The organism is Roseibium aestuarii (assembly GCF_008477545.1).
GTDB classification, from domain to species: domain Bacteria; phylum Pseudomonadota; class Alphaproteobacteria; order Rhizobiales; family Stappiaceae; genus Roseibium; species Roseibium aestuarii.
The window spans coordinates 923458-943255 of record NZ_VORA01000002.1 but is presented as its reverse complement, the minus strand read 5'-3'; the positions used below and the strand labels follow the sequence as shown (position 1 = coordinate 943255).

Annotated in this window: 22 protein-coding genes; 18 read left to right on the top strand and 4 right to left on the bottom strand. The window is 65.8% G+C overall.

What is annotated here, in order from left to right; genetic code table 11:
- Positions 1-4 precede the first annotated feature (4 nt).
- A complete protein-coding gene (locus tag FR728_RS12835) occupies positions 5-766 on the top strand; it encodes a hypothetical protein (RefSeq protein ID WP_149893037.1) in 762 nt (253 codons plus the stop codon).
- Positions 763-1164, top strand: coding sequence for a hypothetical protein (locus FR728_RS12830; protein WP_377175588.1), 402 nt, complete (start codon positions 763-765; stop codon positions 1162-1164). The genes FR728_RS12835 and FR728_RS12830 overlap by 4 nt, the downstream gene beginning before the upstream one ends.
- A 47-nt stretch (positions 1165-1211) precedes the next feature.
- On the opposite strand, the gene FR728_RS12825 is transcribed toward FR728_RS12830, so the two are convergent.
- Entirely contained in the window at positions 1212-2075 is an 864-nt protein-coding gene (locus tag FR728_RS12825; RefSeq protein ID WP_149893036.1) for a quinoprotein dehydrogenase-associated SoxYZ-like carrier, read from the bottom strand.
- A gap of 159 nt (positions 2076-2234) precedes the next feature.
- Between FR728_RS12825 and FR728_RS12820 the strand changes: the two genes are divergently transcribed.
- On the top strand, positions 2235-3299 hold the full coding sequence (locus FR728_RS12820; RefSeq protein WP_149893035.1) for a quinoprotein relay system zinc metallohydrolase 2: 1065 nt from the start codon (positions 2235-2237) through the stop codon (positions 3297-3299).
- Between the two features lie 12 nt (positions 3300-3311).
- Here the strand turns inward: FR728_RS12820 and FR728_RS12815 are convergent, their stop codons facing one another.
- Complete coding sequence (locus FR728_RS12815; protein ID WP_244304585.1) at positions 3312-3878, bottom strand: hypothetical protein; 567 nt, start codon at positions 3876-3878, stop codon at positions 3312-3314.
- Between the two features lie 290 nt (positions 3879-4168).
- Here FR728_RS12815 and FR728_RS12810 point away from each other — a divergent pair, with 290 nt between their 5' ends.
- From FR728_RS12810 to FR728_RS12785, 6 genes are all read left to right on the top strand, one after another.
- Positions 4169-5281: an S-(hydroxymethyl)glutathione dehydrogenase/class III alcohol dehydrogenase gene (locus FR728_RS12810; RefSeq protein WP_149893034.1), complete on the top strand. Its 1113-nt coding sequence runs from the start codon at positions 4169-4171 to the stop codon at positions 5279-5281.
- An 8-nt stretch (positions 5282-5289) separates the two neighbouring features.
- Positions 5290-6120, top strand: coding sequence for an S-formylglutathione hydrolase (fghA, locus tag FR728_RS12805; protein WP_188318899.1), 831 nt, complete (start codon positions 5290-5292; stop codon positions 6118-6120).
- Positions 6121-6347: 227 nt separating this feature from the next.
- The gene (gene xoxF5 / locus FR728_RS12800; RefSeq protein WP_149893032.1) at positions 6348-8156 is read left to right on the top strand and encodes a lanthanide-dependent methanol dehydrogenase XoxF5; all 1809 of its coding nucleotides are present in this window, start codon (positions 6348-6350) and stop codon (positions 8154-8156) included.
- A gap of 110 nt (positions 8157-8266) precedes the next feature.
- Positions 8267-8884 carry a c-type cytochrome, methanol metabolism-related gene (locus FR728_RS12795; RefSeq protein WP_244304583.1) on the top strand — a complete coding sequence of 206 codons (618 nt, stop codon included), beginning with the start codon at positions 8267-8269 and terminating at the stop codon, positions 8882-8884.
- Positions 8865-9773, top strand: a complete 909-nt coding sequence (locus tag FR728_RS12790; RefSeq protein ID WP_208998788.1) for a substrate-binding domain-containing protein — start codon at positions 8865-8867, stop codon at positions 9771-9773. Before FR728_RS12795 ends, FR728_RS12790 begins: the two co-directional genes overlap by 20 nt.
- A gap of 26 nt (positions 9774-9799) precedes the next feature.
- A complete protein-coding gene (locus tag FR728_RS12785; RefSeq protein WP_149893139.1) occupies positions 9800-10399 on the top strand; it encodes a PQQ-dependent catabolism-associated CXXCW motif protein in 600 nt (199 codons plus the stop codon).
- A 32-nt stretch (positions 10400-10431) separates the two neighbouring features.
- On the opposite strand, the gene FR728_RS12780 is transcribed toward FR728_RS12785, so the two are convergent.
- Complete coding sequence (locus FR728_RS12780; RefSeq protein WP_149893030.1) at positions 10432-11358, bottom strand: YncE family protein; 927 nt, start codon at positions 11356-11358, stop codon at positions 10432-10434.
- Positions 11359-11419: 61 nt separating this feature from the next.
- Positions 11420-11989 (bottom strand): SRPBCC family protein, encoded by a 570-nt coding sequence (locus tag FR728_RS12775; protein WP_149893029.1) that lies wholly within the window; start codon positions 11987-11989, stop codon positions 11420-11422.
- A gap of 184 nt (positions 11990-12173) precedes the next feature.
- Here FR728_RS12775 and FR728_RS12770 point away from each other — a divergent pair, with 184 nt between their 5' ends.
- From FR728_RS12770 to gfa, 9 genes are all read left to right on the top strand, one after another.
- The gene (locus FR728_RS12770) at positions 12174-13391 is read left to right on the top strand and encodes an ABC transporter substrate-binding protein (protein WP_149893028.1); all 1218 of its coding nucleotides are present in this window, start codon (positions 12174-12176) and stop codon (positions 13389-13391) included.
- A complete protein-coding gene (locus tag FR728_RS12765; RefSeq protein WP_149893027.1) occupies positions 13388-14359 on the top strand; it encodes a YVTN family beta-propeller repeat protein in 972 nt (323 codons plus the stop codon). The genes FR728_RS12770 and FR728_RS12765 overlap by 4 nt, the downstream gene beginning before the upstream one ends.
- 150 nt (positions 14360-14509) lie before the next feature.
- The gene (locus FR728_RS12760; protein ID WP_208998787.1) at positions 14510-15004 is read left to right on the top strand and encodes a cupredoxin domain-containing protein; all 495 of its coding nucleotides are present in this window, start codon (positions 14510-14512) and stop codon (positions 15002-15004) included.
- A 101-nt stretch (positions 15005-15105) separates the two neighbouring features.
- Positions 15106-16074, top strand: a complete 969-nt coding sequence (locus FR728_RS12755; protein ID WP_377176020.1) for an ABC transporter substrate-binding protein — start codon at positions 15106-15108, stop codon at positions 16072-16074.
- Positions 16075-16108: 34 nt separating this feature from the next.
- A complete protein-coding gene (locus FR728_RS12750) occupies positions 16109-16864 on the top strand; it encodes an ABC transporter permease (protein WP_377176023.1) in 756 nt (251 codons plus the stop codon).
- Positions 16861-17493 (top strand): ABC transporter ATP-binding protein, encoded by a 633-nt coding sequence (locus FR728_RS12745; protein WP_149893025.1) that lies wholly within the window; start codon positions 16861-16863, stop codon positions 17491-17493. The genes FR728_RS12750 and FR728_RS12745 overlap by 4 nt, the downstream gene beginning before the upstream one ends.
- Positions 17490-18296, top strand: a complete 807-nt coding sequence (locus FR728_RS12740) for an ABC transporter ATP-binding protein (protein ID WP_149893024.1) — start codon at positions 17490-17492, stop codon at positions 18294-18296. Before FR728_RS12745 ends, FR728_RS12740 begins: the two co-directional genes overlap by 4 nt.
- A complete protein-coding gene (locus FR728_RS12735) occupies positions 18293-19087 on the top strand; it encodes an ABC transporter permease (RefSeq protein ID WP_149893023.1) in 795 nt (264 codons plus the stop codon). Before FR728_RS12740 ends, FR728_RS12735 begins: the two co-directional genes overlap by 4 nt.
- Positions 19088-19209: 122 nt before the next feature.
- On the top strand, positions 19210-19779 hold the full coding sequence (gfa, locus tag FR728_RS12730) for an S-(hydroxymethyl)glutathione synthase (protein WP_149893022.1): 570 nt from the start codon (positions 19210-19212) through the stop codon (positions 19777-19779).
- The last annotated feature ends 19 nt before the right edge of the window (positions 19780-19798 follow it).

Genomic DNA, 19798 nt, shown 5'->3' with positions numbered 1-19798 from the left:
GCACATGACGCGGCGCTGGTCCGTTTTCAGCGCAGGATGGGGGCTGGCACTGGCCGTGCTGATCGCGGGGCCATGGGCAGGCCTGGGGGCGAGCATGGGGGCAGGCGAGGCGCTGGCCGAGGAACGCCCGGCCGTCGAACCGGTGCTGTCCACCTACGAAGCCTTCTTTCGCGCGGGCTCGCTGGACCGCATCGAAGGGGGAGCGCCGCTCACCTATGTGGTGCAGACGCGAGGGTGGTCGGGCAAGGACGCCGCCACGCCGCCGCCAGCCGAGGCAGCGGACGAGCATCTGACCCTCACCGTGCAGGCGGACGGGCAAGCCGTTCTCGCCCGCAAGGGGCATCAGCTCGGGGCATTTCCGGCGTCGGTCGGCAATCCGGTGATCATGTATTTCATGGAGACCACCCTGCGCGACATGGCGCGGCAATCCGGCGGCAGTCCCTTCTACATCCGCAACCGGCTGAAGGAGGCACTCTTGCGGGCGGCCGAGCGGCAGGAGGTGACGGTCGAGCGCGGTGCGGGGACGAAGCCTGCCGAACGGGTGACCATCCATCCCTTCGCAGGCGATGCGGAGCGTGACCGCATGGGCGGCTTTCGGGACATGTCCCTGTCGGTGACCTTTTCCGAAGAGGTGCCGGGCGAGATCGTCGCGCTGGAGGCCGCCGCGCCGGATGACGCTGGCGACGCGGAGAGCGGATATCGGCACAGCCTGCGCCTGGAGGGTGAAACGGATGCGGGCCAGCAACAGGGGAGCCTGACGCGATGACGAGGCAGCGAGTGTCCAGAGGGCGAGGAAGGCTGATCCGTGCGCTCGTGCTTTCGGTGGCCTGTGCCTTGCCGCTGGCCGGTCAGGCGCAGTCTCACGGCGGTGCGCATGACCCCGGGCGGTGGAACGACTATCCGACCGAGGCGCGGGCGGATTATGTCTTCGGCTGCATGGCGGCCAACGGGCAGGACCAGCTGACCCTGCGCCGCTGCGCCTGTTCGGTCGATGTGATCGCCTCGATCATCCCTTACGAGAAATACGAGCAGGCCGAAACGGTGCTCACCCTGCAACAGGTGGGCGGCGAGCGCATGTCGGCCTTCCGCACCATGCACATGGCCACCGCGCTGGTGGCGGATCTGCGCCGGGCGCAGGCGGAAGCCGAGATCCTGTGCTTCTGATATGAAGTGCCGCGCTCAGGTCCGCCCGGGCGCAGGCAATATCCCGGTCACGCCGGCGGGGTCTTGGGCAGGCGGGTGTCGAAGCTGTTGCCTTCCGTGTCCCGGGCGATCACGTGGAACTCCGGCGCGCCATTGTCGCGGTAGCTGAAGCGGAACACCGGGTTCTCCGAGATCGAGATACCCCCATCCACCCGGAACAGAAGCGTGTCGCCCTGCCAGACCTCCAGCTGGTGGATGAAATGGGCGGAGATGAAGAGATGGGTCAGCTGATCCCGCTGCAGGCCCGAGTAATTGGGGTGGCGGATCATGATCTGGGCCTCGCGCATCTGGCCGGACTGGGCGGGTGCCTCTCCGAAGATGCGCAGGCGGGTTTCCCCCATGCCGGCGAGCGCGGCTTCCGGGTCCTTGGTGGCCGGGGCCGAACAGCCGCCCGATGCCTTGACGAACCTTCCGGCCATGTAGGTGCCACGCTCCGTTTCGGCCAGCACGCGCACATTCGAATACTGGTTCACCCGCACCCGCGTCTCGAAGGCGAGCGGATGCATGTCGGGGCCGAAGTCGATCTCGGCGGCGATGGGCGAGGGGTTCTCGTCGATCACCACGCGAACCCGATTGAGGAGCAGCGGGTCGGAAGGATCCTGCTCGATGCGGATGGGGACGGTGGCCGCGTCGGCGGCCCGATAAGGGGCCTCGACGGTGAAGACCGGTGCGCCTTCGGCCAGCGGTGTCTCGCCCAGGATATCCGGGCGCAGGGCCTCCCAGGTCGCGCCGTCCTGCAGGGGATTGTCCGGTGCCGGGTCCTCGGCTCTTGCGCCGGGTGAGAGGAGGATGAGCGCGGCTGCGAAAGCGGCACCAAAGGCAAGGCGCGGCAAACGTGCTGCCGATCCTGCTGCATGCGGGATGGGGAACATCTGGATGGTCCTCCCGGAACTGTCCATGGATCGGTGCAGGATAGCAGTCAGGGGAAAGCCGTAGAACCGAGCCTTTCGGATGTGTAGGCAGACGGTCCGGACCCGTCAGACTGGGCGCGTTGGACTGGGCGGGGAACCGCCAGCGAGGAGGCTGGTGACGTGTTCGAGGCATTCATCCTGATCTGTGCGCTGGGCGTCGGGGTTCCGCCCGGGGGCGGCGACACGCCGTGCCGCGAGATGCTGCTCCCGGGCTACGGGCGCGCAAGCGTGGAGCCATGTCAGGCGGCGCTCGCCGCCCGGCCGTCGCCCTGGCAGGTGGTGCCGGGGACGGGTGCCGTATCCTGCAACCATGTGGCGGCTTCTTCCCTTGTCTTCCGCGAGATCGCGCCGGGTGTCCATGTGCACGAGGGACGGGTCTCCGTGCCGGACCCGTCGAGCGGCGGGGATCTGTCCAACATCGGCTTCGTGATTGGCGCGCGCAGCGTTGCCGTGATCGATGCGGGGGGATCGCGGCGGGTGGGCGAGGAAGTCTACCGGGCGATCCGGCAACTGACAGACCTGCCGATCAGTCATCTGGTGCTGACCCATCTTCACCCGGATCATCTGCTCGGAGCCGAGGTCTTCGTCGAGGCCGGGGCAACGGTGATCGGGCATGAACGCCTGCCCCGTGCCCTGGCCGAGCGGACGGAGACTTACACGACAACCTTCCGCAGGTCGCTCGGAGAGGAGGTCTTTCTCGGCAGCCGGATCCTGTCACCCGAGCTGATCGTCCCAGCCTCTCCCGGGATGACGCTGGATCTCGGGAACCGGGTGCTGGATCTGCTCCCGCAGGAGACCGGCCACAGCCTTGCGGATCTCGTGGTGGTGGACCGGGCGACCGGGACCGCGTTTCTCGGGGACGTGCTCTTCGACCGGCATCTGCCGGTGGTGGACGGGTCGCTGAAAGGGTGGTTGCGCGGGCTTGATACGCTCGCTGTCCGGCCCTTCGCCCGGGTCGTGCCGGGACACGGGGCGCGCAACCTCTCCTGGCCCGATGCCGCTGCCCCCTTGCGGCGCTATCTGGAGGCTCTGGAACAGGAGACCCGCGCGGCGCTGGCGGCCGGAGAGACCCTCTCGGCGGCAGCCTCCCACGCAGGGCGGGAGGCCGGTGAAAGCTGGGAGCTGTTCGAAGCCTATGGAAGCCGTAACGCGACGGCGGCCTATACGGAGCTGGAGTGGGAGTAGGGCGCCCGTGCCCTATTCGGGCAGGGCCTCCTGCAGCAGACGGGAGAGGGCGTAGATCCGCTTTTCGATCAAAACCGGCGTCTCGCAGACATAGGTGAGCGCCCGCTGGCGATCCTGAAAGATCCGCTCGTCCCACGCGATCTGCTCCTCCAGCGTGTCGAGGCGATCGAAATCCGGGGTCTCGCTGGCCTCGACCGTCGCAAATTCCTCCCGGGCGGCCTCGATGCGGGCACTGAGTTGGGTCTGCTTCTGGGCGTAGGTGACGATGCCGCTCATGATGCGGCTGCGGGTGGAGGAAAGTCGCTCGAAACTGGCGCGGAAGATGCGGCCGGGTTCGGCCGGGTCCAGACCGGGATGGGCTGCGATCCATCGGGCGATCTCCGCCTCCGCGGTCTCCAGATCGACGCGGCGCAGGGAGATCTGATCGGCCAGATCCTTGCCCTCCCGGGACAAGGGTTGGTCGTCGACCGGAGCCGGCCACATGACCCCCAGCGACAGGGTCTCGACCTTGCGCTGTACACAGGGCCACTCCGGATCGGTGAAGGTTTCGGCGTGCCCTGGAAGGGCCGTGCCAAGCATCAGTGCGGCCCCCAGAACCAGACCTGGAAACGGGGCGCAAAGCGCGCGCGGTGGACGAGACCCCTGCGGGCGCGCGTCCTGTCTTCGGCTCGTTCCTTGCAGCTTCCGCATGGTTCGGTCCTCGTCGTTCTTGCTCAAGCCAGTATAGGAGGGCGCCTGCGCAAATGCAGGTCTCGATTTACACACTAAGGTCGCAATTGTGGGTCGGGGGGGCGTTTCTATAATCGGCTCAGATCGAACATTACGAACAGTTAATCCGGCTCTCAGACCGGATATCGGGAGGAAAAACCATGCGCACACGCGCTGCTCTGGCTGTTCAGGCCGGAAAGCCCCTCGTTGTGACCGAAGTCAACCTGGAGGGTCCCAAGGCCTTCGAGGTGCTTGTCGAGATCAAGGCAACAGGCCTGTGCCACACGGACGAGTTCACCCGCTCGGGCGATGACCCGGAGGGGCTGTTTCCCGCCATTCTGGGCCATGAGGGCGCGGGCGTCGTCGTCGAGGTCGGACCGGGGGTGACCTCGCTCAAGCCGGGTGACCACGTGATCCCGCTCTACACGCCGGAATGCCGGCAATGCGAGTACTGCCTCCACCCCAAGACCAACCTGTGCCAGGCGATCCGCTCGACCCAGGGCCAGGGGCTGATGCCGGACGGCACCTCGCGCTTCACCACCCTGGATGGGGAGAAGATCCACCACTACATGGGCTGCTCGACCTTCTCCAACTATACGGTTCTGCCCGAAATCGCCCTGGCGAAGATCCGCGAGGACGCGCCCTTCGACATCGTCTGCTATATCGGTTGCGGCGTCACCACGGGCATTGGCGCGGTGATCAATACGGCGAAGGTCGAGATCGGCTCCCGGGCCATCGTTTTCGGTCTCGGCGGCATCGGGCTCAACGTCATTCAGGGCCTGCGTCTGGCGGGCGCGGACCAGATCGTCGGGGTGGATCTCAATCCGTCGAAGAAGGCGATTGCCGAGCGTTTCGGCATGACCGATTTCGTCAACCCTTCCGAGGTCGACGGGGATCTGGTGGCCTATCTCGTCAACCTGACGAAGGGTGGCGCGGATTACACCTTCGATGCCACGGGCAATGTGAAGGTCATGCGCACGGCGCTGGAGTCTGCCCACAAGGGCTGGGGCGAAAGCATCATCATCGGCGTGGCACCGGCCGGGGCCGAGATCTCCACCCGTCCCTTCCAGCTGGTGACCGGGCGCAACTGGCGCGGCACGGCGTTCGGCGGCGCGCGCGGGCGCACCGACGTGCCGAAGATCGTCGACTGGTACATGCAGGGCAAGATCGAGATCGACCCGATGATCACCCATCGTCTCAGCCTGGACGAGATCAACCACGGCTTCGACCTGATGCACGAGGGCAAGTCCATCCGTGCGGTGGTGGTCTATTGAGCGGCGCCATGGAGATCCTGTCGCAGAACCGGTGCTTCGGTGGCGTGCAGACGGTGGTCCGGCATCGGTCCGACGTGTGCCGCTGCTCCATGACGCTCGGGGTCTTCATGCCGCCTCAGGCAGAGGAGCGGCCGGTGCCGGCCCTGTGGTTCCTCTCCGGGCTGACCTGTACCCACGAGAATGCCATGACAAAGGCCGGCCTGCAGGCCCATGCGGCCCGGCACGGTCTGGCGCTGATCTTTCCCGACACCTCGCCCCGGGGCGAGGGGGTGGCTGATGACGACGCCTATGACCTGGGTCAGGGGGCGGGGTTCTACGTTAATGCCACCCAGGCGCCCTGGCGCGGCCATTACCAGATGTACGACTACGTGGTGAAGGAACTGCCGGCGCTTCTGGAAAGCGAATTTGCGCTGAACGGCGTGCACGGCATCACCGGGCATTCCATGGGTGGCCACGGGGCGATCACCATCGCCCTGCGCAACCCGGACCGCTACCGATCCCTCTCGGCATTCGCGCCGATCGTCAACCCGACCCGGTCGGACTGGGGCCGCAAGCAGCTCTCCGCCTATCTGGGGGATGACGAGGCGCAGTGGGCTGCCCATGACGCCAGCCTGTTGCTGGAGGAGGCGGGGTGGAAGGGAGACATCCTGATCGACCAGGGCGCGGCGGACCAGTTTCTCGACCTGTTGCGGCCGGAGGCGATGGCGGAAGCCCTGGCGCGGACCCGGCAGCCTTCCGTGCTGCGCCTGCAGCCGGGATATGACCACAGCTATTTCTTCGTCGCCAGCTTTGGCGAGGATCACGTGCGCTGGCATGCGGAGCGTCTGGCCAGCGCCTGACAGGGAATTCGCGAGGTTTCGGAGGAGCCCGAGCCGCGACGGGGGCGTCGCGCGGAGGGCAGAGATCTGGCGATGGGACCGGCGAAGGCCGGTCGGGTGGAACGGTCGGCGATGGGTCGGCCGCACCGGAATGCGTTCACCCGATGCCGGGGCCGGAGGAGGCCCCGGTTGCGCAGGCGGGCTCGCCCGGATCGGGATCTCTATGGGAGGAAATGATGAAACGGCTAATGCGTGACAAGCGGCTTCTCGCCGCGACAGCAGCCTTCCTGATTGGCAGTTCGGCCGCGGCCGTCGCCAATGAGGAACTGAAATCCCTGATGAACGACCCGAACCAGTGGGTCATCCAGACGGGCAACTATTCCAACCACCGTTATTCCGAGCTGGACCAGATCAACGCCGACAACGTGGGCAAGCTGCAGGTCGCCTGGAGCTTCTCTACCGGCGTGCTGCGTGGCCATGAAGGCTCGCCGCTGGTGATCGGCGACGTGATGTATGTGCACACGCCGTTCCCCAACATTGTCTATGCGCTTGACCTCAACAACGAGGGCAAGGTGCTCTGGAAATACGAGCCCAAGCAGGACGCCAATGTCGTGCCTGTCATGTGCTGCGACACGGTGAACCGTGGTCTGGCCTATGGCGACGGCAAGATCTTCCTGCATCAGGCCGACACGACGGTCGTGGCCCTCGATGCCAAGACCGGCGAGAAGGTCTGGTCCGTGATCAACGGCGATCCCTCCAAGGGGGAAACCAACACGGCAACCGTGATGCCGGTCAAGGACACGATCATCGTCGGCATTTCCGGGGGTGAATTCGGTGTGCGCGGTTCGGTGACCGCCTACAAGATGTCCGACGGTTCGGTCGCCTGGCGCGGCTATTCCATGGGCCCGGACAGCGACACGCTGATGGATCCGGAAAAGACCACCCATCTGGGCAAGCCGGTCGGCAAGGACAGCGGCACGGCGACCTGGGAAGGGGACCAGTGGAAGATCGGCGGCGGCACCACCTGGGGCTGGTATTCCTATGATCCCGAGCTGAACCTGATCTATTACGGCACGGGCAACCCGTCGACCTGGAACCCGGCCCAGCGCCCGGGCGACAACCGCTGGTCCATGACCATCTTCGCACGAGATGCGGACACCGGCATGGCCAAGTGGGTCTATCAGATGACGCCCCACGACGAGTGGGACTTCGACGGCATCAACGAGATGATCCTGACCGAGCAGGAAATCGGCGGCCAGATGCGCAAGCTTCTGACCCACTTCGACCGCAACGGCCTGGGCTATACGCTTGACCGGGAAAGCGGCGAACTGCTGGTGGCGGAAAAGTATGATCCGGTCGTGAACTGGACCACCGGTGTCGACATGGACAAGAACTCCGACACCTATGGCCGTCCGGCCGTGGTGGCGCAGTATTCCACCGAGCAGAACGGGGAAGACACGAATTCCACCGGCATCTGCCCGGCGGCTCTCGGGTCCAAGGACCAGCAGCCGGCGGCCTATTCGCCCAAGACCCAGACCTTCTATGTGCCGACCAACCACGTCTGCATGGACTACGAGCCGTTCCGCGTCAGCTACACGGCCGGTCAGCCCTATGTGGGTGCGACGCTGTCCATGTATCCGCCGGAAGGCAGCCATGGCGGCATGGGCAACTTCATTGCCTGGGACAATGTCAACGGCAAGATCAAGTGGTCCCTGCCGGAGCAGTTCTCGGTCTGGTCGGGTGCCATGGCGACCGCAGGCGACATCGTCTTCTACGGCACGCTGGAAGGCCACGTGAAGGCCGTGAGCGCGGAAACGGGTGAGCTTCTCTACAAGTTCAAGACTCCGTCCGGGATCATCGGCAACTTCATGACCTATACCCACAAGGGCAAGCAATATGTTGCGATCCTGTCGGGTGTCGGTGGCTGGGCCGGGATCGGCCTCGCAGCCGGGCTGACCAACCCGAATGACGGTCTGGGTGCCGTCGGCGGGTATGCGGCTCTGAGCGACTATACCGCTCTGGGCGGAACGCTGACGGTGTTCACCCTGCCTGAGTGACCTCCCGTCGAGGCGGCGGCCACAGTCGCCGCCCACCTTGTCCGGCGCGCGGATCCCACGTCCCTGCGCCGGACCTGTCTGACACTCCAGAAGCCTTGGTGATTGAGACGATGCGTGCTCCCCTTTCTTCCTTCGGCCCCTTCTCAGGCCCCATTTGCGGCCCCATTTTCGGACCTGTGTCCGGTCTGGCGCTCGCGGCGGCCCTGCTCATCGGCCCCTTCTCCGGACTGGTTTCCAGCGCTGCCCTTGCAGAGGAGGTCGACAAGACCTCGGAAGCCTATCAGGTGGCCAACATCGTCGCCGCAAGCCAGGAGGACGGCGTCTATTACACCGAGGACGGCGTGCCGACCTATTCCATCAAGGAAGACGGCACGGTGGACTGGCTGACCTATTCCGGCTTCCGGCGCTATCACTCCGAATGCCACGTCTGCCACGGCCCGGAGGGCGAGGGATCAAGCTATGCACCGGCCCTGAAGAAGTCGGCGATCGATCTCGACTATTACAGTTTCGTCGATGTGGTGACCAACGGACGCACCAAGGTCAATGCAGCCGAGAACTCGGTGATGCCGGCCTTCGGCACCAATGCGAACGTGATGTGCTATCTCAACGACATCTACGTCTACCTCAAGGCGCGGGGCATGGACGCGGTGCCGCGTGGCCGCCCGGCCAAGAAGGAAGGCAAGCCGGATGCAATCCGGGAGGCGGAGAATGCCTGCCTCGGTGGTTGAATACGGGCCTCGCCTGTGCAGCAAGAAGCCCCGGGCCTGGCTCGGGACCTTTCTGGCTGTCGCGACCCTCTCTGGCTTGGGCGGCGGCGGCGAGGCGCTTGCCCAGTCGGCCGACCTGACCTCGAAGCGGGCCTTCCGGGTCTGCGCCGATCCGGCGAACCTGCCCTTGTCATCGGAAGACGGCAGCGGGTTCGAAAACCGCATCGCCGAGCTTCTGGCCGAACGGCTCGAGCTGCCGCTGACCTACACCTGGTTTCCCATGGCAACCGGTTTCGTGCGCCGGACACTCGGCGAAAACCGCTGCGATGTGGTGATCGGCTATGGCCAGGGCGACGAGATGGTCCTCAACACCAACCACTATTATACCTCTGCCTATGTGCTTGTGTCCCGGCGCAACGGACCGCTCGACGAGGTCTCCCGCCTGAGTGATCCGGCGCTTTCCGGCGCACGGATCGCCATCGTCGCGGGCAGCCCGCCGGCCACTCATCTGGCGCTTCACGGTCTGCTCAAGACCGCGCGGCCCTTCCCGCTGGTCGTGGACCGGCGCTACGAGAATCCGCCCCGGGACATGCTTCAGGCCGTTGAGGCGGGGGAGGTGGATGCGGCGATCCTCTGGGGGCCGATTGCCGGCCCGATGATCAAGGCGTCCCATCCGGACTTGCGGCTGGTGCCGCTTCTGGAGGAGCCAGGGCTGCCGCGCATGTTCTATCGCATCACCATGGGGGTGCGACGCGGCGAGAAGGACTGGCAGCGCAAGCTCAATTCGCTCATTCGCCGGAACCAGAAGGAGATCGATGCGATCCTCGTCGACGCGGGCGTGCCCCTTCTCACCCAGATGGGGACCGAGTGGCTCTATCCCGATCAGCAGGCCGGTGAGGCGAAGCCATGACACCGGCACAGAGCGGCCTGGGCTTGATGAGGCGGCGGGCAGGATTCTGGCCGCTTGTCCGCTTTCTCGCAGCCTTGTTCGTCCTGTCCGTCTCAGGTCTCCTCGCCTCCGGTTTTCCCGTTGTCCCTGCCCTGGCCGCTGACGTGCCGGAACCGAAGGGCTATCGGCTCGATGAGTATCGCGCCCCGGTTCCCGACACGCTCGCCGGCGCCCGGGTCATCGATGCGCGGGAGGCGCATGATCTGTGGGAGCAGAAGGCGGCGGCCTTTGTCGACGTGATGCCGCGCCCGCCGAAGCCCAAGGGGCTGCCGGCCGGCACCCTGTGGCGCCAGCCGCCGCGCCAGTCGATCCCGGGCAGTCTCTGGCTGGCCAATGCGGGCTATGGCGATCTCGCGCCAGAGATGGAAAGCTATTTCCTCAACGGCTTGCAGGCTGCGACCGGCGGAGACCGGACCCGGCCGCTGGTGATCTTCTGTCAGGCCGGATGCTGGATGTCCTGGAATGCCGCAAAGCGGGCGCTCGCTCATGGCTATCGGCAGGTGCTCTGGCTGCCCGAGGGCATGGATGGGTGGAGTGCCGAAGGCTATCCGGTGGAGGATCTGCAGCCCGAACCCGGCGGCTTGTGAGCGCCTTCTGACTTTCCTGAAGTCCCGCCGGTTCAAGGCACGACGAAGCGGCCGAGAGCACGCGGGCCATCGCCGGTCTCGAGTTCGTCCAGGACCATCAGGGTATCCGTATCGATCACGGTGACAGAGTTGGAGAACCAGTTGGCCACATAGATCCTGCGGCCGTCCGGGCTGACATCGATTCCTTCCGGATATTCGCCGACCGGCAGGGTCGCAATCACCGCAAGGGTCCGGGTGTCGAAGACGGTGACGCTGTCCCCATACTGGTTGCTGACAAAACCGCGGTGTCCGGCGAAGGCAACGCAATAGGGGCGCTCGCCGGTTGGAACCTTGCCAAGGGTCGCGCCACTCCGCGGGTCGAGAAGCGTCACCGCATTGGAGCCCACATCGGCGGTGGCCAGCCTGCCGTCGGGCAGGAAGCGCAGTCCGAAGGGACGTTCGCCCACCGGAATGCGCCGGATCAGGGTGAGGCGATCCGCATCAAAGAGGGAGACCTGATCGGCATCCCTGTCGGCGGAGGCGAGAAAGCGGCCGTCGGCAGAGACATCCAGTCCCGCCGGTGCGCTGCCGGTTTCCAGCTCGCCTGCCACGCGCAGGGCGGTGGGGTCTGACAGGTCGATCACCCAGATGCGGGCGTTGTACCAGTCGGAAACGAAGGCGCGCCGCCGCGACGGGTCGACCGCCACGCCGATCGGTCCTCCCGCCAGTTGCAATGTGGTCTGGATCTCGAGGTCGCCGAGGGACAGGCGGGTCAGGGTCTTGCTGCCCGGACTGACGATGAAGACCGCCCCGAGCTCGGGGGAGACGGCAACCCCCGCCGGTTCGCCGGGGATGGCGACCCTTGCGTTCCACTCCTGATCCATCGGATCGAGCACGCTGATGTCATTGCTGCCCTGATTGGTGATGATCAGGGTTTCCGACGAGGCGGGGGCGCAGGAAAACGTGACGGCGAGGATCATCAGGCCCGCCGCCACCAACGTACGGGACCCTGCGCCGGGATGCGCGGGCCGCCTGACCGTTCTAGTCACCGAACCGGGCCTTCAGGGCGTCGAGCCCTCCCTGATACACGCCGCTCACGGCGGCAACGGCGGCCTCGTCGTTGAGGTTCGCGGGCGGATCGTTGTTGGGATAGCCGCGATAGAAGGCGCCGCGCCACTCGATCAGGGACCGGTCGCTGCCCACCGGCTTCACCGTCAGATGGGAGGAGTAGTTCGTGACCGGCAGCACCTCCACCTTCACGTCGGTGATCCGGTAGGAATAGGTCATCTTCGCCGCGTCATACTTGTAGAGCTCTTCGGAGATGGTCGGGCCGCCCTCTTCGCCGAGGGTGAGCACGCGGGTGGCACCGGGTGCATTGTCGCCGGTTCCGGTGGAACTGTGCACCGCCGGATGCCAGCTCATGTCCTGGAAATTGCCGACGACCGCCCAGACCTTGTCGGGCGTGGCGGCCACTTCGGTGGAAAGCGTCACCTTCTGGCGGGTGGGGCCGTGGGCCTCCACGGGGCTGGCCAGCACGGCCAGGGCAAGGCCCGCCAGCCCCACACCGAGGGAGAAATTGCGGAAGGCGGAAAACGAGGAGGTGGAGGTCATGTCGTCATGTCCGTGCAGGGCGCGCTGACGCGCGAGAAGGGCCGGTCTTTGCCGCAAGGCGATGGGTTTCAGCCTATTGGGCAAGGGCGCAACGGCAATAATCCTTAGGTCTCGGTTTTTGTTCTAAGTCGAGGGTGACATTCTACTTAAAATTGAAGCTGGGGCACGTGGGAGGAAACCAGCAATGTCTGTCACGAAAGGGTCTCATCGGATCCTTTGCTGCGGCGCATTACTTTTTTGCCTTGCAGCATTTTCCGCGAATACTGCTTTGGCCCTCGAGGTGCGGGCGGCGCTGCTGCGGGTGGACACCACGGGCTCCCTGCCGATTTCCCGTCTTGATCTGCCCCCGGAAGATCTGGGGATTGCCGGGGGCCGGCTTGGTACGGAAGACAATCAGACCACCGGCCGCTTCACCGACACGACCTACACCCTGGAAACCCGCGTGGTTGCGCCGGAGGCCGCCGTCGAGGCGCTGGACGAGTTGCTGGGGCAGGGCATCGGGCTGGTCGCCGTCATGGCGGACGGGGCGACGGTTGCCGAGCTGGCGCGCCGTGCGGGCGAGCGGGCCGTGATCCTGAATGCCAGCGCGCCGGATGACGACCTGCGCAGCGAGGCTTGCGCGGCCAATCTCCTGCACGTGGCCCCCAGCCGGGCGATGCTGGCCGATGCGCTGGTCCAGTTTCTCGTCTGGAAAAAGTGGCCTCGCATCTTCCTGATCCACGGGTCGCATCCGGCAGATCTGGCCCTGGCGGAGAGCTACCGACGGGCCGCGCGCAAGTTCGGTGCGAAGATCGTCGAGGAACGGGTGTTCGAGGATACGGGTGGGGCGCGGCGCACGGATTCCGGTCATGTGCTGGTGCAGCGGCAGATCCCTGTCTTCACCCAGCGCGCGGAAGATCATGATGTTGTCGTTGCCGCCGACGAGAGCGACGTCTTTGCGCCCTATCTGCCCTATCACACCTGGGACCCGCGCCCGGTGGCGGGATCGGCGGGCCTCACGCCGGTGAGTTGGACCTGGGCCCATGAGGCCTGGGGCGCCACCCAGTTCCAGCGGCGGTTCGAGAAGCTCAACGGCCGGCCCATGCGCCCGCAGGACTATCAGGCCTGGCTTGCCATGCGGGTGATCGGCGAAGCGGTGACGCGGACCGGATCGAACGACCCGGCGCGGCTGCGCGACTATGTGTTGTCGGACGGGTTCGAGCTTGCCGCCTTCAAGGGGCAGAAGGTGACCTTCCGGCCCTGGAATGGCCAGATGCGCCAGCCGATCCTTCTGACCAACCTGCATCTCACGGTGTCTGTCTCGCCGCAGGACGGGTTCCTGCATCAGACATCGCCCCTCGACACGCTCGGGCTGGACCGGCCGGAATCCGGTTGCACGGCCTTCAAGGAGATCCGCCCATGATCCGCCCCGGCCTGCTCGTTCTGGCGAGCCTCCTGATTGCGCCTCCGGCGCTCGCCAACAAGGTCTTCGTGACCAACGAACGAGGCAACACTGTCACCGTTCTGGACAGCGCCAGCTGGGAGGTGATCGGCGAGTTTCCGGCGGGCAATCGGCCCCGTGGCATCACCATCAGCCCGGACGGCAAGGAGCTTTATGTCTGCGCTTCCGACGACGATGTGGTGCGGGTCTTCGATCCGCACACCTATGAGGAGCTGCACACGCTTCCCTCAGGGCCTGATCCGGAGCTCTTCGTGCTGCATCCTTCGGGCAATCCGCTTTACATCGCCAATGAGGACGACAATCTGGTCACCGTGGTGGATGTGAAGACCCGTCAGGTTCTGGCGGAAGTGCCGGTGGGGGTGGAGCCGGAAGGCATGGCGATCCGGCCGGACGGCCAGTACATCGTCAACACCTCCGAGACGACGAACATGGCGCATTTCATCGATGCAGAGAGCTATGACATCACCCACAACGTGCTGGTGGACCAGAGGCCGCGTTATGCGGAATTCACCGCCGACGGGTCCAAGCTCTATGTGAGTGCGGAAATCGGCGGCACGGTGTCGGTGATCGACACGGCCGCCGGAGAGCCCTCCATCGTGCACAAGATCGCCTTCCAGGTGCCCGGCGTGTTGCCGGAATGGCTGCAGCCGGTCGGCATCCGCATCACGGAGGACGCGTCCCGGGTCTTCGTGGCGTTGGGGCCGGCCAATCGGGTCGCGGTGATCGACGGCAAGACCGATGAAGTCTCGGACTATCTGCTGGTCGGCCAGCGGGTGTGGCAGATGGCCTTCACCCCGGACGAGGCCTTCCTGATTACCACCAACGGCAATTCCAATGACGTGAGCATCATCGACGTGAAGGCCGAAAAGGTCATCCGGTCTGTCCAGGTGGGCGAGCAGCCCTGGGGGGTGGTGGTCGCGCCGGAGTGACGGGTGCTGCAGCGGAACAATCGCCAGAGAAAGAAACGGAGCAAGAGACCGGCAATGCAACGGTCCGCTCCAGAGGCAAGGGCTTCCAAGTCGATCCGGGCCGTGATCGGGGGAGACCATCATCAAAGATGACGGCCCGGGAGGACGATCATGAGACAACATAATCGCGCGAAAGGCCGGGCCGCTCGCCGGGCTGCCGGGCTTGTCGGAGCTCTTGCCGGAGCTCTTGCAGGCGCGCTCGGGCTTTCGGTGGCCGCGAGTGCGGCCCCCCTGTGTGACGACCTCGGCTTTGCCGGGTTGCTCGCCAAGTGCAACCGGGGCGAACCGATCACCCTGACGCTTGCCTCGGGCAAGCCGCTGGGCGAGGACGCGGTGCTGCAATCCGGGGCCTATTACGTGATCAATTTCGTCGCCGACGGCACGGCGGAGCTGGCCATTACCGGGCCTGAATTCTTCCGCGCCATCTGGATGAACGAGGTGGTGATCAACGACATCGAGATCCGTCCGATGGCGATCGACAGTCTGGAGTTCGACGACGAGGGCGAGGCGCGCCTGTCCTTCATCGCCATCAAACCGGGCTCCTACGAGCTCAAGATCCCCGACAGTCATGGGGATGCGCAGAAGGTGACGATTTCGATCCAGTAGCTTGAAAGACGCCGCGTCTCTCCGATGGGAGGCGCGGCGTTCTGCTCCGGGGGAGGGAGGCAGAGATGAGAAGCCTGATCACACATGCATTCGCAAAGACCCTGACCGGCCTTGCGCTGGGCGTCTGCGCGGGGCTTGCGGCTCTGGTCGCGCCGCTTCAGGCGCAGGACCTGCCGAAGATCCGGGGCGCCATGCTGGCCACCGGAACGGTGAACTGGGAGATTTCCACCATCCGGGCCAATGGCCTGGACAAGGCGAACGGCTTCGAGTTCGCGGTGCAGGACTATGCGGACAATGCGGCCACCCGCATCGCCCTGGAAGGCGGCGAGGCGGATGTGGTCGTGGCCGACTGGATCTGGGCGGCGCGCCAGCGGGCGGCCGGCAAGGCCTATGTCTTCCTGCCCTATTCGCGCGCGGTGGGCGGGATCGTCGTCAAGCCGGACAGCGGTGTCGAGGAGCTGCCGGATCTGGCGGGCAAGCAGATCGGCATTGCCGGAGGACCGCTCGACAAGTCCTGGCTGATCCTGCGGGCCTATGCGACCCGCAAATACGGCTTCGACCTGAAGGGCGAGACCGAGCAGGTGTTCGGCGCGCCGCCGCTGATCTTCAAGTCGGCGCTGACCGGCGAGACGGCGGGGGCGATCAACTTCTGGCATTTCCTCGCGAAGATGAAGGCCGCAGGCATGACCGAGCTTGTCTCCGTTTCCGATGCGGCGCAGGAGCTGGGGCTCGATCTTGATACGCCGCTTCTCGGCTATGTGCTGAAGGAGGAGTTCGTCCGGGCCCATCCGGACGCGGTCAAGGGGCTGGCAAAGGCCTCGCGCGCCGCCAAGGCCCTGCTGCAGAGCGATGAGGCCGCATGGGACGCCCTGAAACCTGCCATGGGGGCGAAGAGCGATGCGGAATTCGAGGCGCTGAAGGCAGGATATCTGGAGGGCATCCCGGCGGATCGCCCGGTGGATGAAGCGGCGGCAGACCGGTTCCTGAAGATCATGGCGGAGCTGGGCGGCGAAGAGCTTGTCGGCACGGCGACGCAGCTGCCGGAGGGGTTGTTCCTTCACCTTGACTGACATCCGACACGCCCCCCGACCCCATGCCGCCTTTCTGCCGGTCTTCCGGCTGCCGCTCGAGCGGTTGGCGTCGCTTGGCGCGCTGCTGGTGCTGTGGCTGGTCGCGGCAGAGTTGACGGGAGATCCCACGGTGCTGCCGGCGCCCTGGGAAATGGTGGCCCCTGCGGCAAAGGAGCTGGCCAGTGGAGCCTTGCCCTTTCATCTGGGCATGACCCTGTGGCGGGTCGCCTGGTCCTTCTGCCTGGCCATGGCGCTTGGCGGTCTCATCGGCTTTGCGATGGGGCGCTCCGAGCGGGTTGACCGGTGGCTCGACCCCTGGCTGGTCATCTTCCTCAACCTGCCGGCGCTGGTGCTGATCGTGCTGTGCTATCTCTGGATCGGCCTCAACGAGACGGCGGCGATCGCGGCGGTGGTGCTCAACAAGATCCCCAATGTGGCGGCGCTGATCCGGGAGGGCGCACGGGCGCTCGACCCGCAGGTCGATGCCATGGCGCGGGTCTATCGTCTCTCGCCCCTGACCCGTCTGCGCCACATTCTTCTTCCGCAGCTGGCTCCCTTTATCACGGCGGCAGCGCGCTCGGGTCTGGCGGTCATCTGGAAGATCGTGCTGGTGGTGGAGTTTCTCGGGCGCTCGAACGGCATCGGCTTCCAGATCCACCTTCATTTCCAGCAGTTCGATGTGGCGATGGTGCTGGTCTATGCCTTTTCCTTCATTCTGGTCATGCTTGCGGTCGAAGGGCTGGTTCTCCAGCCTGTGGAGCGGCGGGTGCGGCGATGGAGGGCGGCATGACGGCGGTTCATGTGCAGCGCAAGGCCTTCGGCTCGCTCGAGGTTCTGGGCGATATCCGCTTCACGGTCGCGCCGGGGCAGACACTGGCGATCCTCGGGCCGTCAGGGGTGGGAAAGTCAACGCTGCTGCGGATCGTTGCCGGGCTGGATCCGGATTTCGAGGGCCGGGTCCGGCGACCGGAGCGGTTGGCCATGGTCTTTCAGGAACCAGTGCTGCTGCCCTGGCGCACATGCCTGCAAAATCTCACGCTGGTGCATCCAGACCTGACCGAGGCGCAGGCGATGGACCTGCTCCGCCGGGTCGGGTTGGAGGACAAGGCCGGGGTCTTTCCAGGGCAGCTTTCGCTTGGCCAGCAGCGCCGTCTTGCCCTTGCCCGGGCCTTTGCCGGACGGCCGGAGCTTCTCATCCTCGACGAGCCCTATGTCTCGCTGGATGAGGCGACGGCTGCCGAGATGCTGTCGCTCACCCGAGATCTCCTGCGCGAGCACGCGCCCGCAACATTGCTCGTCACCCATTCGGAGGCGGAGGCACGTTCTCTGGCCAACCGGGTGATGCGGCTTGACGGGTCTCCGGCGCGGCTGGTGGAAGAGCGGCCGTTCAGGCCGCGGGAACGGGAGGCGCTGGCATGAGCGGGCTTCAGGTGGACGGCATCACGTTTCGCTACGCCGCAAAGGGCCCGGCGGCGCTTGAGGATGTGAGCTTCCGGGTGGAGCCCGGTGTCTTCTGCGCGCTGCTTGGCCCCAATGGGGCGGGCAAGTCCACGCTCTTTGCCTTGCTCACCCGGCTGGTTGTGGCGCGTGCGGGCCGGATCGAGGTGGCCGGACACGACCTTGCCCGCCATCCGCGCGCGGCGCTGGCCGCCATCGGCGTGGTGTTCCAGCAACCGACGCTGGATTTGGACATGAGCGTCTGGAGCAACCTGACCTATTTCGCCGGACTGCACGGGCTCTCCGGTCGCAAGGCGAGGTGCGCCATCGAGGCGGCGCTTGACCGGCTGAGCATGCGGGAGCGGGCCGGGGAACCGGTGCGCAATCTCAATGGAGGTCATCGGCGGCGCATGGAAATCGCGCGGGCGCTGATCCACCGTCCCGCGGTGCTGCTTCTGGACGAGGCCACCGTGGGGCTGGATGCGGCGTCGCGGGCGGCGATCACCGATCATGTGCATGATCTCGCCGCGCACGGTTTGGACGGTCATCGCCCGGCGGTGCTCTGGGCGAGCCATCTGGTCGACGAGATCCGCCCGGCGGACCAAGTGGTGATCCTGCACCGGGGCAAGGTTCTGGCGCAGGGCGATGCTCGCGATCTGGCCGGCGAGACCACGCTGGCGCAGCGGTTCCTGGCCATGACCGGGGAGGAGCGGGAAGGGGCGTCCGGCGCGGCCGGCCCGGTGGGAGAGGGCGCAACTGGAAGGGCCGGGGAGGCAGCCGAATGAGCGGATGGATGGTGGCGATGCGGGTGATCTGCCTGCGCGAGGCCCGGCGGTTCCTGTCCCAGCGGGGCCGCTTTCTCGCAGCCCTCGTCCGTCCGCTCGTCTGGTTGCTGGTCTTTGCGGCAGGTTTCCGGGCGGCACTGGGCCTGTCGATCATCCCGCCCTATCAGACCTACATCACCTATGAGGTCTACATCATTCCGGGCCTGTGCGGCATGATCCAGCTGTTCAACGGCATGCAGTCTTCCCTGTCCCTGGTCTATGATCAGGAAATGGGGTCCATGCGGCTGCTCCTGACCTCGCCCTATCCGCGCTGGTGGCTGCTTCTGTCGAAGTTGCTGGCAGGCGTTCTCGTCTCCATCCTGCAGGTCGCGGCCTTCCTGGCGCTTGCGGTCCTGTTCGGGGTGGAGATCCCGCTCGAAGGTCTCGCCCTGCTGGTGCCGGTGCTGGTGGCAACCGGGCTGATGCTCGGGGCGCTCGGGCTGCTGCTCTCCTCAACCATCCGTCAGCTGGAGAATTTCGCCGGGGTGATGAACTTTGTGATCTTTCCCATGTTCTTCCTCTCGAGCGCGCTCTATCCCCTCTGGAAGATGGCGGAAAGCTCGCCGCTCCTGCGCGATGTCTGTGCCTTCAATCCCTTCACCCATGCAGTCGAGCTGATCCGCTTCGCGCTCTATGGCCAGCTCAATCTTCCCGCGCTCGGCTGGGTCGTTCTCACCTTCTGCCTCTGCATGGGCGGTGCGCTCTGGGGCTATGATCCCGGCAGGGGGCTGCAGCGGCGCCGGGTGCGCTGAAACCTCCCGAAGGCCTCCGAAAACCGCGACTTTCCGCTGTATTGTGTGCTCAGGCCTTCGAGCCAATGCTGATCCGGGGAGGTGAATGCGCCCTGCATCGCCGAGGAAGCGGAGGAAACCCCATGGTCAGTATCCATCCAGCCATCGACAATGGCTTCTCGCCGGCCAGGGCCGGCTTTTCCGGCGGCACGTTGAAGTGCCACTGTGCCACCAATCCGGTCTGCGTCGAGGTCAGCGCGCAGACGGCGCATAACCACGCCTGCGGCTGCACCAAGTGCTGGAAGCCGGCCGGGGCGACCTTCGCCCAGATCGCCGTGGTCGGCCGCGACAATGTGAAGGTCACCGCCAACGGCGACAAGCTGCAGATCGTCGATCCCAGCGCCACGATCCAGCGCTATGCCTGCAAGGACTGCGGCGTGCACATGTTCGGCCGGATCGAGAACACCGGTCATCCGTTCTACGGCCTCGACTTCGTTCACACGGAACTCAGCGATCAGGATGGCTGGTCGCCGCCGGAATTCGCGGCGTTCGTCTCGTCGGTGATCGAAAGCGGGGTCGACCCGTCCCAGATGCCCGCAATCCGCGCCCGCCTGCGCGAGCTGGGGCTGGAACCCTATGACGCCCTGTCGCCGGCGCTGATGGACGCGATTGCGACCCATGTGGCCAAGCAGAAGGGATTGCTCGCCGCCTGAGGGCAGACGGCCGAGAGGG

Coding starts and splice junctions, on each gene's coding strand:
- FR728_RS12835 (WP_149893037.1), top strand. CDS start 5: ATGACGCGGCGCTGGTCCGTTTTCAGCGCAGGATGGGGGCTGGCACTG.
- FR728_RS12830 (WP_377175588.1), top strand. CDS start 763: ATGACGAGGCAGCGAGTGTCCAGAGGGCGAGGAAGGCTGATCCGTGCG.
- FR728_RS12825 (WP_149893036.1), bottom strand. CDS start 2,075: ATGTTCCCCATCCCGCATGCAGCAGGATCGGCAGCACGTTTGCCGCGC.
- FR728_RS12815 (WP_244304585.1), bottom strand. CDS start 3,878: ATGCTTGGCACGGCCCTTCCAGGGCACGCCGAAACCTTCACCGATCCG.
- FR728_RS12810 (WP_149893034.1), top strand. CDS start 4,169: ATGCGCACACGCGCTGCTCTGGCTGTTCAGGCCGGAAAGCCCCTCGTT.
- fghA (WP_188318899.1), top strand. CDS start 5,290: ATGGAGATCCTGTCGCAGAACCGGTGCTTCGGTGGCGTGCAGACGGTG.
- xoxF5 (WP_149893032.1), top strand. CDS start 6,348: ATGCGTGACAAGCGGCTTCTCGCCGCGACAGCAGCCTTCCTGATTGGC.
- FR728_RS12795 (WP_244304583.1), top strand. CDS start 8,267: ATGCGTGCTCCCCTTTCTTCCTTCGGCCCCTTCTCAGGCCCCATTTGC.
- FR728_RS12790 (WP_208998788.1), top strand. CDS start 8,865: ATGCCTGCCTCGGTGGTTGAATACGGGCCTCGCCTGTGCAGCAAGAAG.
- FR728_RS12785 (WP_149893139.1), top strand. CDS start 9,800: ATGAGGCGGCGGGCAGGATTCTGGCCGCTTGTCCGCTTTCTCGCAGCC.
- FR728_RS12780 (WP_149893030.1), bottom strand. CDS start 11,358: ATGATCCTCGCCGTCACGTTTTCCTGCGCCCCCGCCTCGTCGGAAACC.
- FR728_RS12775 (WP_149893029.1), bottom strand. CDS start 11,989: ATGACCTCCACCTCCTCGTTTTCCGCCTTCCGCAATTTCTCCCTCGGT.
- FR728_RS12770 (WP_149893028.1), top strand. CDS start 12,174: ATGTCTGTCACGAAAGGGTCTCATCGGATCCTTTGCTGCGGCGCATTA.
- FR728_RS12765 (WP_149893027.1), top strand. CDS start 13,388: ATGATCCGCCCCGGCCTGCTCGTTCTGGCGAGCCTCCTGATTGCGCCT.
- FR728_RS12760 (WP_208998787.1), top strand. CDS start 14,510: ATGAGACAACATAATCGCGCGAAAGGCCGGGCCGCTCGCCGGGCTGCC.
- FR728_RS12745 (WP_149893025.1), top strand. CDS start 16,861: ATGACGGCGGTTCATGTGCAGCGCAAGGCCTTCGGCTCGCTCGAGGTT.
- FR728_RS12740 (WP_149893024.1), top strand. CDS start 17,490: ATGAGCGGGCTTCAGGTGGACGGCATCACGTTTCGCTACGCCGCAAAG.
- FR728_RS12735 (WP_149893023.1), top strand. CDS start 18,293: ATGAGCGGATGGATGGTGGCGATGCGGGTGATCTGCCTGCGCGAGGCC.
- gfa (WP_149893022.1), top strand. CDS start 19,210: ATGGTCAGTATCCATCCAGCCATCGACAATGGCTTCTCGCCGGCCAGG.